The organism is Microbacter margulisiae (assembly GCF_014192515.1).
GTDB lineage: Bacteria > Bacteroidota > Bacteroidia > Bacteroidales > Paludibacteraceae > Microbacter > Microbacter margulisiae.
The window spans coordinates 637,955-654,066 of sequence record NZ_JACHYB010000001.1; the positions used below are offsets into that span (position 1 = coordinate 637,955).

The following is a 16,112-nucleotide window of genomic DNA, read 5'->3' on the forward strand; positions in this document are numbered from 1 at the left end:
GAATAAATGCGTAATAAACATGTCAGATTCTTGGCAATTATGCCATGAACGGAGGTGCTCGGAGGGAATGAATCACCTGATATACTGAGTAAGCAGATCTCAAGTGATAAATAGTTCGGATTTTTGAAGCATGCGTCAATTTTGCAAAGACACAAGATGAAAGATAATAATTGAAAACATCAAATTGATATGTTACTGATGATGAACTTACTATCCGTGGTGTTCCCTTAGGAGGGTGTGTGGCAGGAACTGGGATTGGTATTTTTTTTGTCGGGTGCTGGCAATATTTTACCAGCGTAATTTTTGCTTTAGAGCGAAAGTGTTTTACAGGCGTTTTCGCAGAAGATAATTGTGCAAATCCCATGAAAAATAGATACAGCCCGATTGTGAGCAGTAACATTTCTATTGATTTTGAGGGACGACGTGTCTTCACTTTTATTGATTTTAGTGCCAAAGATACCAATTATTCTTTATTGTTCCTCGTTTAAACTGGTTTAACCGCTTCTTTTATGAAATAATAATAAGCTCACTAATTGCAATTTAATTAAAAACGACATTTTCAAAAATTATTTACTAACGATAGTGCAGCCTGCTTGTGTAAAGAGCATAAACGGAAACGATTTTTTATTACTTTTGCATTACAAACCGTCCATCAGGGCCATTTTTTTTGCGTAAATTATGCATGAACGTTATCTGCCTTCGAAACTTCAATCAGATGCACTTCATTTGTATCATTTCATTTTGAAAATTGATCATGTAATGTGGGCATGGTTTATTGTGGAAAGAAAAACTAAATTGTTGGTTGCTGGGAATCAGGGAACTTATAATTCGTTTAAGGAAATAGAGGCCGAATTGAATCAATGGGACATCAATGGTTTTGGCAAATCCAGTCTAATTATTTTTTCGGAAGATAGCCTGTTTGTGCCGCGTCCGTTTTTTAATCAAGACTACAGACAAGATCTATTCCAGTTCTGCAATGAATTAAAAGAAGATTTTGTTCTTGAACATGTTGACTTGGAATATCTTGACATGGTAGGTCTTTTCCTTGTGCCTAAAAAAATTTATGAGTTTGCGCATCATTTCTTGCCGGATATTAAATATTGCCATGTCTCTTCTACATTGCTTTGTGCTGCTTATCAATTGTCAAAAAGGTCATTTCAGCCGGTTATGGTTATCGGCCTTTATCCCGAAATTATGTTTGTAGCGTTAGCTGACGGAGGAAAAATCTTATTATTAAATCATTTTAAAGTAATTACACCGGAAGATTTATTGTATTGGATAATGCGCTTGTTTGAACAATTTGAATTAGAAAGCTCGTCTGCCTTGGTACATTTATCAGGGAATAAGACGATTATTACTGAAAAGATATTTTATCTCAGAACATATCTGAAAAAGGTTTCTGTATTGCCCTTTCCATCTACCATTCCGGTGACGTCGGACGTCCCTGAAGATTTATATCATTCATTTACTGACTTGGTTTATTATATCCTATGCGAATCATAAGTGGAGCTTTTAAAGGGAGAAAATTTACTCCCCCGACTAATATTACGGCACGGCCAACAACAGACTTTGCCAAAGAATCGCTGTTTAATGTGCTCAATAATCGCTTTGAATGGGAGTCGATTTCTGCCTTAGATTTGTTTGCAGGAACAGGAAGCATTAGCTATGAACTTGTATCCAGAGGAGTCCCAAATGTCACTGCGGTTGAAATGAGCGAAAGGCATCTTACGTTTATTCACCACGTAATACAGGAACTGAATATGAAAAGTGCGCTGTATCCTGTTCGAATGGATGTGTTCCGGTATGTCAAATCGGCTCGTCACGCTCAGTTCGATATTATTTTTGCCGATCCTCCTTATGCAATGAATGAATTGCCAGCTCTGCCGGATTTAATTTTTCAAAATAATATACTGAAAGAAGGAGGATTGTTTATTTTGGAACATTCCAGAAAAAATCATTTTGAGAGCCATCCTAATTTTATGGAAGAACGTTCTTATGGGAATGTACATTTCAGTTTTTTTGAGAAGAAGGATTGATAAGCAATTTGACCAATTCAATCCGATTCTGTCCCATTTTTAAAATTCGAAATTCAAAGCTTTCGATTTGAATAACCTCATTCACTTTTGGTAAATGCTGGAGATAATGCAGAATGAGACCTGCAAGTGTCATATAGATCTCTGATTCAGGTAAGTTAAGATGCAATTGATGATTTACCGTTTCAATTTCCAAACGAGCAGATAAGATATAGGATGTATCATCGATCTGTTTCATGACTAATGCATTTTTGTCGTGCTCATCTTCTATTTCACCAAAGATCTCCTCTAGGATATCTTCCAGTGTCACAATTCCAGCAGTGCCACCAAATTCGTCTACTACAACTGCCAGACTTTTGTGCATCTGATTCAGAAGCTTCATCAAATGATGAGCCGGCATAGTTTCGGGGACAATAGGTACACTGTTGACATAATTTTTCCATATTTCAGGATGTCTCAACATTTCTGAGGAATGGATATATCCTACAATATTATCAATATCATTTTGATAAAGAATAATCTTCGAATGCCCGGTGTCAATAAACAGTTGCTTTAATTGTTCGGTAGTGGCTGTCTGCTGGTCGATTGCAATTAATTCTGTTCGAGGCACCATGCAATCACGTAGTTTGACGGAGGAAAAGTCCAGCGCATTTTGTAAGATTTCTTCTTCCGGATCAATGATTTCTTCTTTTTCAATTTGTTGGTTTATATTTTCCTGCACCAAATAATCAAAATCAACACGTGAAAATGAAGATATGGGTTTATGATGGATAGATATGTGTAAAAGACCGAATATAAGCTTATATAGTTGAATAATAATCCAGACAAGGGGATATAATATAACATAAAATAGCCCGAACAAAATGGAGAAAGACCTTAAAAATAGATTTGGATTTGACCGGCTAATGACTTTCGGTAAGTATTCGCCAAATATTAATAAGAAAGTTGAAGCAACCAGTGTTTGAATGAGTGTAATGAAGATGTCACTGTGGGTAAAAGTAAAAAATGGTGTTGTAATTTCGGCTAACTTGCTAGTGAAAATTACAATGGCAATGGTGTTACCAACCAATGTTGTGACAATAAATTGTTCCTGATGATGAAAAAGAAATGATAACAAAATAGATGAAAAACGATAGGGTCTTTTTTCCAATTCAAAACGTAATTGACTTGCAGAGATCAAGGCAATTTCCATGCCTGAGAAAAAGGCTGCAAATAGAAAGGCTATTAATATCAACAAATAAAGCCACATAGTGAACTATTTTGCATGAATCGGTGTGGGTGTTTTTGTTACCTGTTTTGTATCGGAAGCAGCTTTTGGAGCAGTAGAAGCATTAGCAACTGGGCTCACCGGAATAATTCCTTCCGGACTGCGTATCGTGTATTTTGTCAATGATTGGTTTGAATCAAAACCAATACCGATAATAATTTTGCTTGACTGCGTAACCCGTATTAAAGAATCGGAATAAATGCGTTGATCATGCTGGCTCCAAAACAGCTGGGGGGTTTCGAATGTTTCTCCCTGAAGGTTCAGCGCTTTTACTTTCCCATCTAATTGCCAGAGTTGCTGACCGATAAAGTAACGTGCGCTGTCGCATCGGATTGATCCGTCTACATGATAATTTTTATCAAAACGCTGTAAAATAATTCCTTTAGGAAAATACCAATAAGGCATTGATGCTCTGTCGTATACATACCATATTGGAGTCGTGATACGATATCTGGTGATTCCTGAGTCAGAAATTAACGTTGTTACGCGCGTTTCGATTAAACTTGGTAGTTTATTTCGGTTAACAGATATGTCCACTGTCTTTGGATGGATGTCCGAACAAGCTGCCATAAAGCACAAAACAACCACCCAGAAGGCAGTTGTTATGTTTTTCCTTTTTATTCGCGGAGAAGAGAGCCGCTCTTTGTGCAACTGAAATCTCATCAAATTATAATTCACGTTTAAAGAACCAAAGTTCGTCCAGAGTTAAATCAAGCGAGAATCGGAAGTAATTCTCCCGTAAAGTTGTCGGACTTGATTTGCCTATAATGCCATACTCAAACGTTGTATTTACAATAGATCGGGAAGTTCTCAACGGGAATCCAAAACCACATGAAATGCTCATCATTGTTGGTGAATATCCATTGACATTGATATAAGATGTGGAATAGTTAGCTCCGAAACGGAATCTCATACGTTGCCAATATGACTGTCCGTAAGGATTGTTTATGTATTCACCTCCCAAAGAGAATTTTATTCTGTTTTTCAATGAATCAGTTTTACCAAAGTATTTGGAATTCGCCCATTGCTGCATTAAGAAATCAGCACCAAGCGTGATTCTATTATCATGCATATATGTAGCACCAAATCCAAATTGTGTTGGAGTTTCAAAATAATTGGAACTTTCTGCATTTGCAATAGTAACGGTATCTATCCCATAGGTATTTTCTGTATAATGGCCATGCATACCTACTTTGGGCTCAAACATCGCTCCGATTGTCAATCCATCAACTTTCCCTATGTTTGTAGTGTATTGAAGGCCGTACCGCAGACTTAATGTGCTGACATGCAGGCTAAGCGACTGTGCTGTTGACGTGAAGGTATGACTTGCATCTGATGAATCGGCAATCGATAAAGACTTATAGTAATTGTTGCTACCAAAGAGATAATTTGCATTAACCCCTAATGCCAGATGCTTTCCTAGCTTGACAGAGATTCCACCATACAATTGCGATATACTTCCATTCCCATTGAAAGACTGAAGATAAAGCACTGTGTCGGTACGACCGGGCAGATCCTGGGCGGTACCTGTAATACTTTTCAGTCGCCCCTGGGTTGTAAAATTATACCCTGCAACAGAATAGGGGACTAGTCCGATACCAGCAGCCATCCACTTCGCCAACGGAAATTGGAAAGCCACATAATCTAACCCTCCGTTGAAAGTAGAAGCATGTGTACCGGCTTCTGAAAAGCTTGATTTGACTCCGGAAACGCCAAAGTCAAACAGAAATGTTAGAGAGTCCATGGCAGAATAGGAAGCCGGGTTAGCAGGATTGATAGTGGTATGATCTCTCAAACCGATACCAATTCCTCCCATAGCCTGACTTTTTCCAAAGCCAAGATCACGTAATTCACCATATCCATAGCGTGAATATGGGGAATTTGTATTGTTTTGTGCCGATAAAGTGAGGCAAATAAATGAGGCAGCAAGTGCCCAAACGATTCTTTTAAATTGCATTATGGTCTAATATTCGGTTAAGGCCTACTAATACTAAATTTTTCACTGCAAAGATGGGCTTTTTTAAGCTGCTTTCAAAGTAAATTGAATCGCCACCCGTTAAAAAAACAGAAAGTGAATCATACTTTTCTTCTATTGTGGAAATAAAGCCTTCCATCTCAAATAAAACTCCATACATGATACCAGCCATGATCGCTTTTTCTGTCGATTGGCCAATAAAATTAGTCCACTTAGTTGTCGGATGAAGTAACGGAAGTTGATGTGTATAATCCTTTAATGCCCGGAAACGGCTTTGTAATCCAATGGAAATATTACCGCCTACAAAAGCATTATCTTTCGAAACAACATCATATGTGATTGCCGTTCCCATGTCAATGATCAATAAATTGTTGTTAGGCTTAATGAAATTTGCCCCGACGGCTGCCGCAATGCGATCAACGCCTAACGTTGCAGGTGTTTGGTAATGATTGACAAGAGGTATGGGTGTTTCCTGTGTCAGAATAATATGATGGAGATTCCTTTGGTAAAACAATTCTAAAATTGATTTTGAGAATCCGGCGACAGAACACACTGCAACCTGATTAATGGGGAATTTATCCAATAATGCTACCATGTCTTTTACATCAGGCATTACTCCGGATGTTTCCTCAAGTATCGATGTTTGGTCAAAAACAGCAATCTTGGTTGATGTGTTACCCTGATCAATAACTAAATTCATAAAGTCATCGCCTAGTTGCTGATAGTGGATGGATTCTGATGAGTGTATTCAAAAAAAGGAAACTCTATGAGCTTCCTTTTTTGAAGAACTGATGTCAATCTATCTTTTTTAGATTCGTTTTTCTTTAATGCGAGCCTTTTTACCTGTCAAACTACGCAAGTAATAGAGTTTTGCTCTGCGTACTTTTCCTACTTTATTCAGAGTAATACTTTCAATATAGGGAGAATCCATGGGAAATATCCGCTCAACGCCTACATTGTCAGACATCTTACGAACTGTGAAACGCTTTTTGTTTCCATGTCCTGCAATTTTAATTACTACTCCTTTGTACAGCTGAATACGTTCTTTGTTCCCTTCAATAATGCGGTAAGCTACGGTAATCGTATCACCACTTTTGAATGCTGGAAGTTCACGTTCAACTGCAAATGCTTGTTCTGCAACTTTAACTAAATCCATTTGTGTCAATTATTTAATTAAGTAAGTAGCCGCAACAATAACAGTTCTCTCTATACTACCAGCGGTTGCGCCTAAATGAACTGCAAAGATACTCATTTTATCTGAAACAACAATGCTTTGATAATGAAAAAGGCCTATGCCCGAGATTATTCTACAGAATTAGAGGCTTCGAAGTGAGCATGAGCATGTGGTATCTCGTGATCTTTCAGCGGAAGATCATCTTTGAATTTCAATCCTGATTTGGTAATTATGCAGGCTGAAAAATTTTCATCAGGAACTAACATAGTATTTTGCTGAGAACTGAGATGATTGAAAAGAATCATTTTCTTTTTTGCATCATATTGTAACGTCAGAGCATAGCGTGATGAATAGGGGATGATGACTCTGGAGAGCATGATATTTTTCCGTTGAATAAATGGGTTACCCAAATGAACCTGATTATCTTCAAATGATAAAATATCAATCGTTTTGAAGTTTACTTCTGCAGAATAACGGGACCAGCCTAAAAGCACATAATCTGTCTTCCTGTGATTTTTGATTGGAATTGCCTCATAATATAAGGCTCCGTACCAATTGTACGGCAGAATGATCCCAGTTTCTTGTGGCAGATAGACACGAGAATTTTGTATCAGCCGAAATATAGCGTTATCCTGCTGGCGTTGAATGAAACAATTGAAATGATAGTCACCGGATTGTATGATATAATTCCAAGTGTAAATGCGTAATTTCTGATCTGTTGAATACACTTTCCCTGCATATTGCAATGAATCGAAAGGGTAGTCAAATGATGATGGAAGTGATAGTATTGAGTTGAATTGTCGGCAAATAGAGTCATTTATAGACTGACGTTGTGTATCTGTTTTCGCGTTATATAAATGATCAAACAAGATATGTAATTTATGTTCATTGTGTACGAGTGAGCCGGATTGTGCTTGCACCAGCCATCCGATGGTCAAAAGTAAAATTATAAAGCGAAAACGACACATTCTCGTTAATTTCCTATAATCTAGTGTTTTGTAAGATTATGATTCTTTCATGTTGTGATAAACATTCTGAACATCTTCGTCTTCTTCGAGACGTTCAATCAGTTTCATCACCTGAGCCTGTTCTTCTTCTGTAAGTTCTTTTGTTTCGTTGGGGATACGTTCGAATTCAGCATTGATAATTTCAAACTGATTTTCTTCGAGCCATTTCTGAATCTTGTTGAAAGATTCGAATTCGCCGTATAAGACGAGATTATCGTCTTCTTCGAACACTTCGTCAACACCGTAGTCAATCAATTCCAATTCAATATTTTCGAGATTGATATCAGTTTTAGCAGCTACACGGAATACACTTTTCCTTTCGAACAAAAAGGCAAGGCTGCCTGTTGTTCCTAAGGAACCACCCAGTTTATTAAAATGACTCCGTACGTTTGCCACAGTCCGGGTGGCATTATCGGTAGCTGTTTCTACAACGATGGCAATACCATGTGGAGCATATCCTTCATATACCATTTCTTTGTAGTCAGCTTCATCCTTAGAAATAGCTTTTTTTATAGCGCGTTCCACATTTTCCTTGGGCATATTTTCAGCCTTTGCATTTTGAATTAATGCTCGTAGTCTGGGGTTATTGTTCGGATCAGGACCACCCGCTTTAACTGCAATTGAGATTTCCTTCCCCAGTTTGGTAAATACGCGGGCCATATTACCCCATCTTTTCATTTTTCGTGCTTTCCTATATTCAAATGCTCTTCCCATGTTGATAACACTATATATAGTTCTTAATTAATTGGTTGAATAGTTTTTCTTATTATTTTTTTTCATGCAATGTGGGCAATTCACCGCCACCGCTTAAGTGAATGTTCCAGCTTATTTTGATTCCCACCGAATAGAGTTTTACCTGGTTTACAAGATCAGATCCGGGAAGCCCACCGTATAAATAATAATTGTACATCAATGGGGTACTGGTATAAGTACGGCGTAAATTATTTAGTCCAAGATCACCGTATAGGCTGAACGTTAGGAATGAATTTTTCTGGCGCCTTAACAGATAACCAATTTCGAACGAAGCCATATAAGTACTTTTGAATGAAGTTGTTCCATGTAGACCCTTGATGTCATTTGACGTGAAGCCCAATTCAGGAATATTACTGATGGTTGCGTTCAGGTCAGGATAGTAGCCGGTTGTGGTTACGTTACCTGAAGTCACGCGGTAGGTTGATCCGAGCGGAAAGGAGACCTTTAGTCCACCCGCTGCAAAGAGGGCGTTGCCTGTGGGTAGATAATAACGGTAATTGACCATTAAAGGAATAGACATTTGATATGCTACATCTACTTCTTTTGTGTTGTTGAGTTTGAAGTTGACATTGCATGGTTGTCCATCGCTGTCGACCGTGTAGTTTGTAAATGTGTAGTTGTTTGCAAAAGAAGCAAACGAGGTGTAGTTGGTAAAATTAAGTCCGGTGGAAAGCCCCCAGTGTTCATTCTTGAAAAAAGCGACACCTATGCCTAGCCCCATACCCGGACCATCAGCACGATTTCCGCCTGTATTCAAATAACTGAGTGCATTTACTCCCAACGAAGCAGACCCGTTTATTTCAAATCCTTTCAAATAAGTCCCTTTCTGCGCAAATAGCGCAAGCGAAACTCCTAACAATAACCATATAAAAAGTGGTCTTTTCATTATATAAAGAAGAAAAATAAGTTATGTACAAAAAGGATGATGCTGTTTATTTATAAAACAATCTGATAATCTCTTAAGTTATCAGGGTGTGGTATGTACTGACACTGAATCGGATTGTAATTTCGTGCCTTTCAATGTTGTTACTACTACATAATAAGCACCGTTCAAACCAGTTGAATCATAGTAATACTGGGCTGTAGCACCCTGAATTGCCTGATTGTTCAAATACCACTGATAAGAGGTATAATCATTTGCGCTATTGTTACAAATAACCATACGTCCACTCCAGCGTACCGTGATAACGGGGAAGATATCATTGGTTGGAGTTTGTACAACGGCACTTGTCCCTGATGAAATTGTTTCAGCTGGATTGCACGAATTGACCAATATAATAAGAATTAATGCAGAAAATAGCAAAAATATATATTTCATATGATGTAATGTGTTGTTAAAAGGCATACGTAACTTCGTGTGGCAATCATAACAATATTCTTTTTATATAATTAAATTGAATGTCATGGGAACGATGTAATCGTTAAACCGGCTACAAATGTACGCAATTTATTTCAATTGAGCCATCCGATGACGTAATCCTTTTGCGTGCCGAATATCAGTCTAGTTCTAGTTTAAATGTTTTACGCAAATGGGTTAAAGCATCGTTTTTTTTCTGGAGCCAGGTATAACGGTCCTGCGAAGTAAATAGCGCATTGTCATCTTGCTGTGTTTCATCCAATTCAAATTCAAATGTCAGAAAGTCATTGCGGAGCTCTTCCAGCAGATAGATTTTCAGGTTGTCGAAAATTTCACTGAATGACTTTTGTTGTATCGGTTGATCAAACACCATACGGATAGAGTCGCTTCCTGTTAACGTTGGCAGGTGGTTGAGCATATAGTTTCTTGCATATATCTGATCGGCTATTTTGTCGTTGGCAAACTTCAGCCATGCATTTTGTAATGCTTCGGGGCTAACAGGTTCATGTTGTTTAACTTTGTATTCGCCTGCCTGATTTTCGGTAACCATTTGCGTGATTTCCTGAGGGGTTGTCCGAATGGATATAGAGGGAGGCACCACAGCTTGCTTTTTTTGCACTGGTTCCTGATAGCGTCCAATACTCGAAGATGGATGTGTTGTTACGTATTGTGTGGCAACAACATTATTCTGTAGTTGAGTATTGTTTAGCGTTGGAGCAGGAGCAGGAGAGGATACCCTAATCTTTTCGATGGATTTATGCTCAACAGTCTCATCAGTCACAACTTTTTTTTTATCGTTCCATTGACAGAGTCTGATCAGTAGCAATTCGGTGAGCAATCTTTTGTTACGACTGGTGCGAAAATTCAAATCACATTCGTTGGAGAGTGTCAATGCATCGAACAAAAAAACAGGATTGCATTGGGCCGCTTGCTTTACGTATAACTCCCTGATAGCATTACCCATTTCAAGCAATTGGACAGTTGCAGAATTTTTGCACATCAACAAGTCACGGAAATAGCCGCTCATACCTGTTACAAAGTTTTGAGCATCAAATCCCTTGTTCAGAATTTCGTTAAATAATAGCAATGCATCCGCTACACGATTGCTAAGAAAGCAATCGGTCAACCTGAAATAGTAGTCATAATCGAGTACATTCAGATTTTCGATTACAGCTTGATAAGTTATATTCCCGCTACAGAAACTAACAACCTGATCGAATATAGAAAGAGCGTCACGCATTCCTCCGTCAGCTTTTTGTGCAATGACATTCAGGGCTTCAGGTTCAGCTGTGATACCTTCCTTCTCAGCAATGGAGGCAAGATGTTCTACAATATCATTGATGCCGATGCGTACAAAATCATAAATTTGGCAACGCGAAAGAATAGTGGGTATGATTTTATGTTTTTCGGTAGTGGCCAAAATAAAAATAGCATGGGCAGGAGGTTCTTCCAGCGTTTTGAGAAATGCATTGAACGCTGCCTGTGATAGCATATGCACCTCGTCGATAATATATACACTATAATTACCTATCTGGGGGGGAATACGTACCTGATCAATAAGGGAACGAATGTCGTCAACGGAGTTGTTCGATGCAGCATCGAGTTCGTGAATGTTGTATGAACGCTGTTCGTTGAAAGTACGGCATGACTCGCATTCGTTGCAAGCTTCAAACTCAGGCGTCAGATGTTCGCAGTTGATTGTTTTTGCAAAAATACGGGCACATGATGTTTTTCCTACTCCACGAGGCCCGCAAAACAGGTAAGCATGAGCCAAGTGATTAGTTTTGATGGCATTCTTCAGTGTGGCTGTGAGTGCCGATTGCCCTACTACTGATTCGAATGTGGTGGGACGGTATTTTCGTGCAGAAACAATGAAATTATTCATCAGTTAATTATTTATTGTTTAGTCATAATGTTATGTAGGAATTTCTCTTCCGGTCATCCCTCTGTATGGTTTTGCCGTTGCTGCTCTTTTTCGAATCAGTTTGAAAAACAGTAAAGTTTGCTTATTGAAAAGTGGACAGTAAGGCTTTTGACTTATCATTATTGAACGAAGCAAATATAGCAAAGATTTCTGAAGCATTTGACTAATTCGCCTCTATTACGGTGCCTCATCGATGTGTTTTATTAATTATGTACATTAGTTTTATCGATTGCTAAAGGACGATCGCGAAAGAAAGTTTTGAAGCAAAAAAAGTGGCTTGGTAAAAATGTAAGCAAATAACAAAAGTCACTTACAAAAAATATTTATAAATACTAGAAATAGATTATAAACGATGCCCATTATTTAGGATGCCTGTAATTGAGCATACTCGCTCTATGCGTTTAATTAAGGGTATTGCAATAATGCACCTATGGCGATAATTAACACCGTGATACTAATTCTGGTTTCATAGCACATTTGTGTGCCGGTATCTTTTTTTAACCTTTATTGATAGCCCTGATTGAATAAAATTAAACATGCAATTAGGTGCATCTTTTCTATTGATGATATAATCCACAAGTTCGGATAAAGTCATTTGGGGAAGTCTTGCATAAATTTTATCGCACTGATGCCTGTAACTTTTTATTATATCTTCTGCTTTTTTCGAATAGACTCTCGATTTAGTGGATCCATCTTTTTGATGTCGGACTCAATTACATAAACGGAGTGAGGATTGAAGTGTTTTTCCGATTATGGGTAACTTTGATTATTACATCATAGGTTCCATCTTGTCTTTTTCTATTCAATTAGACAACTGCCTTAAAAGTAGCCATAACTTGAATATTTTAGTAGGATTATTTGAAAATGTTAGACCAAAACGATCCTTTTCTGTTTGGATTTAACAATTTTATAACATTTACCTACAAGAAGTAGTCTAATTAACGACAAAATCAAATAAAAAGAGAGCCTGAATTGAATCAAACTCTCTCAATCATCTTAGTATATTTAAGTGGAGCGGAAAACGGGACTCGAACCCGCGACCCTCAGCTTGGGAAGCTGATGCTCTACCAACTGAGCTACTTCCGCGTTGTTTGAAAAGCCGTGCAAAGATAGTAGTTTTTTTGAAATATAGAGGCCCTTCTACGTTGTTTTTGAATCAACGAACCTCATATTTTAGATCGTCAAATAATGAGGTTCGTTAATTTTTTGTATATTATGGGATAATGCCTAAGAGTTGTGCATTCCGTGTTATTTTTGCAATAGCTTCATCAATTTGCTCGAATGTGTGTGTAGCCATTAATGAAAACCGAATTAATGTATCTTCTGGTGGAACAGCAGGCGAAACTACAGGATTTACAAATATTCCGTCATCCATTAGTTTCCGGGTAAGAATAAATGTTTTTTCGTTATCACGTACAAACAGAGGTATAATTGGAGTTTCGGTATGGCCAATATCAAAGCCTGCTTTACGAAATCCATCTAAAGCCCTTGCTGTATTTGCCCATAGTTGATCTTTACGCCAAGTCTCTTCGGCAATGACGTCAAGTGCTGCAAGCACGCATCCTGTAGAAGCCGGAGTGATACTTGCGCTAAATATCAATGTACGCGAATTGTGTTTCAGATAATTGATAATGCTTTTATCAGCAGCTACAAAACCTCCGATTGTTGCTAAAGATTTGCTAAATGTGCCCATGATGACATCCACATCATCCGTTACGCCGTAGTGCTCACAAATGCCTGCGCTCGTTTGTCCAAAGACTCCCAATGAATGAGCTTCGTCAATCATGATAGAAGCATCATATTTTTTAGCCAGATCAACCATTTCCGGTAGTTTGGCTATGTCTCCTTCCATACTAAAAACGCCATCTGCAACGATTAGTTTAATCTTATCAGATTCGCATCGCTTCAGTTGGCGTTCTAACGATTCCATATCGTTATGCTTATATTTAAGCTGATTAGCAAACGAAAGCCGACGACCTTCAATAATTGATGCGTGATCTAATTCGTCATAAAGGAGATAATCATCCTTCCCAGCTAAACAAGGAATGACGCCTGAATTCACAGAAAATCCAGTAGCATAGACTAAGGCTTCATCTTTATGAACCAATTTGGCTAATCTTTCTTCCAACTCGAGATGAATATCGAGTGTCCCATTTAGGAAACGAGAACCAGCACATCCTGTTCCATATTTTTCTATTGCTTTAATCGCACCTTCCTTAATACGGGGATGGTTTGTTAACCCAAGATAACTATTTGATCCAAACATCAAGACAGGTTTGCCGTGGATTGTAACAACAGTATCTTGATCAGATTCAATTGCACGAAAATAGGGATAAACCCCAGCAGCTTGATACTTCTGAGGAGCATCAAACAAAGACATTTTTTCGCTAAGTAGACTCACGATAATGATAGTTTTTTGGTTAGTGCGTGCAAAGGTATAAAAATTAATTTAGCATCGCCATCACCACAATTGAAAAAAATGTTGTGAAAAATATTTTTCTTTTTATATATTATATATCAATGTGTTGTGTGCGCCATTGACTTTAATGTATGCTTTCTTGATATTTGTATTCAATGTGGACTTTATCTGCTCTTTTATTTATAAAACGCTTACATGTAGCTTTTTGTGTATTTTCAGATAAACCATAGACTTTGTTTCTATAAAAAAGTTCTATTTACAGTGGTATTCCTTTCAAAGAGCAAGAATCAGGTAAAATATGCAACTTTTTGATTAAATATACGCTTAGAATCTTTTGGATTATAACTATATGGCAATAATCTGGTTATTTTGGAGCCAGATAATATGTCCTCAAATATTATTTTAATGTATTTTCTCCTCTTCGGCTTCGTATAATTTTCTGGTAATACTGTGCTTACGCCCATAAGTGAAATAAATTATAAAACCGATCAGCATCCATAGAATAAGACGTAACCATGTATCTAAAGGCAGGGAAGCCATTTGGGCCAGACAAACTCCAGCACCCAAAATGGGAATAACAGGTACCCATGGCGTTTTAAAAGATCTTGGTGCATCGGGTTCTTTTTTCCGAAGAATAATAACGCCAATGGACACAATCGTAAAAGCTAAAAGAGTTCCTATAGAGACTAATTCTCCCAGAAGTCCTATTGGAAAAAGACCTGCGAATAACGCGGCAAAGCTTCCAGTTACAATTGTGGTAATATGTGGAGTTTTGAAGCGTGGATGTGTTTTTGCAAAACTTTTCCATAAAAGGCCATCTCCAGCCATTGTGAAAAAAATGCGTGATTGTCCTAATAACAATACCAATACGACAGAGCTTAACCCTGCAATGGCACCAATTTTAATAATCGGACGTAACCAAATCAGGCTTTTCCCTGCTGTGTCAATAGCTAATGCAATTGGGGCAGGAACGTTTAAGTTATGATAATTGACAATCCCAGTTAATGTTAAGCTTACGGCTACATATAATAAAGTACAAATTAGCAACGAGACCAAAATACCAATAGGCATATCCCGTTTGGGATTTTTTGCTTCTTGTGCTGTAGTGGAAATTGCATCGAACCCAATGTAAGCAAAAAATACAACAGCAGCTCCTGTCAAAATTCCCGAAAAACCATATTGTCCCCACGTGCCGGTGTTTTTAGGGATGAATGGTGTCCAGTTTTGCATATGTATATGGCTGATGCCAAATCCTACAAAAAGCAATATAACGGTTACTTTAATAAGAACAATGATGTTGTTGACCTTTGCTGATTCTTTAATGCCGATTACCAATAGCGTTGTCATCAATCCTATTATAAACATAGCCGGAAAGTTGATAATAGCACCACTATGATGCCATCCTGTTGAATCATAGAGAAATGGACTTTGGGCTATCGAAGCAGGTAAGGTAATTCCGAAATCTTGCAAAAAGCTGATTACATAACCGGACCACCCAACTGCGACAGTGGCAGATCCAAACAGATATTCTAAAATCAAATCCCAACCAATTATCCAGGCAATGAATTCACCCATAGTAGCATACCCATATGTATATGCACTTCCGGAGACAGGAATCATGGAAGCAAATTCGGCATAGCAGAGTCCAGCAAAAAGGCTTCCTAAGGCTGATAATATAAATGAGAGTGCAATTGCTGGTCCGGCATGCATTTCAGCAGCTGTTCCCGTTAATACAAAAATACCAGCTCCAATGACGGCTCCTATGCCTAATAGAACTAAATTCGTTGCACTTAAATGTCGACGTAATGTGTTATGGTTTTCTGACTGTTCAATCAATTGGGCAATTGATTTTTTAATAAAAAGGTTATTGCTCATCGGACTTAATGGGAATAGTTGTGAGTAAAATATTGCAGTTTAAAACCATCAACGCTATATGAGTGATAATTCAAAACGATATGTGTTGCAAAAGTACATTTTTTATTGAGATAACCGATAAATGTTCAGAAAAATACCTGCTAAAATCAGATACAAAAAGCTTCATGGAACTGTTTCTGTTACGAAAACAAAGGATATTTTCTGATGAAAAAGTAATATCTTTGCAAGCTATGTAAAAAAACAAGAATAAAAAGGGCTTCAAAAGAATCCCTTTACTTTTTTATTATAAGAGTCAGATATTCAGCAAAACACAAACTTATTTGTAATT

General features: G+C 37.7%; 14 protein-coding genes and 1 tRNA gene. 2 read left to right on the forward strand and 13 right to left on the reverse strand.

Annotated elements, in window-relative coordinates; translation table 11 throughout:
- Positions 1-678: 678 nt before the first annotated feature.
- Together FHX64_RS02720 and rsmD are read left to right on the forward strand one after the other, a co-directional pair.
- Entirely contained in the window at positions 679-1,503 is an 825-nt protein-coding gene (locus FHX64_RS02720; protein WP_183412308.1) for a DUF3822 family protein, read from the forward strand.
- Positions 1,491-2,036, forward strand: a complete 546-nt coding sequence (gene rsmD / locus FHX64_RS02725) for a 16S rRNA (guanine(966)-N(2))-methyltransferase RsmD (RefSeq protein ID WP_183412309.1) — start codon at positions 1,491-1,493, stop codon at positions 2,034-2,036. Before FHX64_RS02720 ends, rsmD begins: the two co-directional genes overlap by 13 nt.
- On the opposite strand, the gene FHX64_RS02730 is transcribed toward rsmD, so the two are convergent.
- The 13 genes from FHX64_RS02730 to FHX64_RS02790 all read right to left on the reverse strand — a co-directional run bounded on the left by FHX64_RS02730 (position 2,011) and on the right by FHX64_RS02790 (position 15,784).
- Complete coding sequence (locus FHX64_RS02730) at positions 2,011-3,282, reverse strand: hemolysin family protein (protein ID WP_183412310.1); 1,272 nt, start codon at positions 3,280-3,282, stop codon at positions 2,011-2,013. The genes rsmD and FHX64_RS02730 overlap by 26 nt on opposite strands.
- Before the next feature lie 6 nt (positions 3,283-3,288).
- Positions 3,289-3,963: an LPS export ABC transporter periplasmic protein LptC gene (gene lptC, locus FHX64_RS02735; RefSeq protein ID WP_183412311.1), complete on the reverse strand. Its 675-nt coding sequence runs from the start codon at positions 3,961-3,963 to the stop codon at positions 3,289-3,291.
- A 4-nt stretch (positions 3,964-3,967) separates the two neighbouring features.
- The gene (gene bamG / locus FHX64_RS02740) at positions 3,968-5,257 is read right to left on the reverse strand and encodes a BamG family beta-barrel-assembly machinery protein (RefSeq protein ID WP_183412312.1); all 1,290 of its coding nucleotides are present in this window, start codon (positions 5,255-5,257) and stop codon (positions 3,968-3,970) included.
- Positions 5,247-5,975 (reverse strand): type III pantothenate kinase, encoded by a 729-nt coding sequence (locus FHX64_RS02745; RefSeq protein WP_183412313.1) that lies wholly within the window; start codon positions 5,973-5,975, stop codon positions 5,247-5,249. Before FHX64_RS02745 ends, bamG begins: the two co-directional genes overlap by 11 nt.
- Positions 5,976-6,083: 108 nt before the next feature.
- Entirely contained in the window at positions 6,084-6,431 is a 348-nt protein-coding gene (rplS, locus tag FHX64_RS02750) for a 50S ribosomal protein L19 (protein ID WP_183412314.1), read from the reverse strand.
- A 146-nt stretch (positions 6,432-6,577) separates the two neighbouring features.
- Positions 6,578-7,417 carry a hypothetical protein gene (locus tag FHX64_RS02755; protein WP_183412315.1) on the reverse strand — a complete coding sequence of 280 codons (840 nt, stop codon included), beginning with the start codon at positions 7,415-7,417 and terminating at the stop codon, positions 6,578-6,580.
- Between the two features lie 36 nt (positions 7,418-7,453).
- A complete protein-coding gene (locus FHX64_RS02760; protein WP_183412316.1) occupies positions 7,454-8,170 on the reverse strand; it encodes a YebC/PmpR family DNA-binding transcriptional regulator in 717 nt (238 codons plus the stop codon).
- Positions 8,171-8,222: 52 nt separating this feature from the next.
- A complete protein-coding gene (locus tag FHX64_RS02765; RefSeq protein ID WP_183412317.1) occupies positions 8,223-9,095 on the reverse strand; it encodes an outer membrane beta-barrel protein in 873 nt (290 codons plus the stop codon).
- Between the two features lie 81 nt (positions 9,096-9,176).
- Positions 9,177-9,527, reverse strand: coding sequence for a hypothetical protein (locus FHX64_RS02770; protein ID WP_183412318.1), 351 nt, complete (start codon positions 9,525-9,527; stop codon positions 9,177-9,179).
- 178 nt (positions 9,528-9,705) lie between these two features.
- Complete coding sequence (locus tag FHX64_RS02775; RefSeq protein WP_183412319.1) at positions 9,706-11,451, reverse strand: DNA polymerase III subunit gamma/tau; 1,746 nt, start codon at positions 11,449-11,451, stop codon at positions 9,706-9,708.
- A gap of 1,049 nt (positions 11,452-12,500) precedes the next feature.
- Positions 12,501-12,576, reverse strand: a tRNA-Gly gene (locus tag FHX64_RS02780).
- Between the two features lie 127 nt (positions 12,577-12,703).
- A complete protein-coding gene (gene spt / locus FHX64_RS02785; RefSeq protein WP_183412320.1) occupies positions 12,704-13,891 on the reverse strand; it encodes a serine palmitoyltransferase in 1,188 nt (395 codons plus the stop codon).
- Between the two features lie 420 nt (positions 13,892-14,311).
- Positions 14,312-15,784: an amino acid permease gene (locus FHX64_RS02790; protein WP_183412321.1), complete on the reverse strand. Its 1,473-nt coding sequence runs from the start codon at positions 15,782-15,784 to the stop codon at positions 14,312-14,314.
- Positions 15,785-16,112 lie beyond the last annotated feature (328 nt).

Coding starts and splice junctions, on each gene's coding strand:
- FHX64_RS02720 (WP_183412308.1), top strand. CDS start 679: ATGCATGAACGTTATCTGCCTTCGAAACTTCAATCAGATGCACTTCAT.
- FHX64_RS02730 (WP_183412310.1), bottom strand. CDS start 3,282: ATGTGGCTTTATTTGTTGATATTAATAGCCTTTCTATTTGCAGCCTTT.
- bamG (WP_183412312.1), bottom strand. CDS start 5,257: ATGCAATTTAAAAGAATCGTTTGGGCACTTGCTGCCTCATTTATTTGC.
- lptC (WP_183412311.1), bottom strand. CDS start 3,963: ATGAGATTTCAGTTGCACAAAGAGCGGCTCTCTTCTCCGCGAATAAAA.
- rsmD (WP_183412309.1), top strand. CDS start 1,491: ATGCGAATCATAAGTGGAGCTTTTAAAGGGAGAAAATTTACTCCCCCG.
- FHX64_RS02755 (WP_183412315.1), bottom strand. CDS start 7,417: ATGTGTCGTTTTCGCTTTATAATTTTACTTTTGACCATCGGATGGCTG.
- FHX64_RS02745 (WP_183412313.1), bottom strand. CDS start 5,975: ATGAATTTAGTTATTGATCAGGGTAACACATCAACCAAGATTGCTGTT.
- rplS (WP_183412314.1), bottom strand. CDS start 6,431: ATGGATTTAGTTAAAGTTGCAGAACAAGCATTTGCAGTTGAACGTGAA.
- FHX64_RS02770 (WP_183412318.1), bottom strand. CDS start 9,527: ATGAAATATATATTTTTGCTATTTTCTGCATTAATTCTTATTATATTG.
- FHX64_RS02760 (WP_183412316.1), bottom strand. CDS start 8,170: ATGGGAAGAGCATTTGAATATAGGAAAGCACGAAAAATGAAAAGATGG.
- FHX64_RS02765 (WP_183412317.1), bottom strand. CDS start 9,095: ATGAAAAGACCACTTTTTATATGGTTATTGTTAGGAGTTTCGCTTGCG.
- FHX64_RS02775 (WP_183412319.1), bottom strand. CDS start 11,451: ATGAATAATTTCATTGTTTCTGCACGAAAATACCGTCCCACCACATTC.
- FHX64_RS02790 (WP_183412321.1), bottom strand. CDS start 15,784: ATGAGCAATAACCTTTTTATTAAAAAATCAATTGCCCAATTGATTGAA.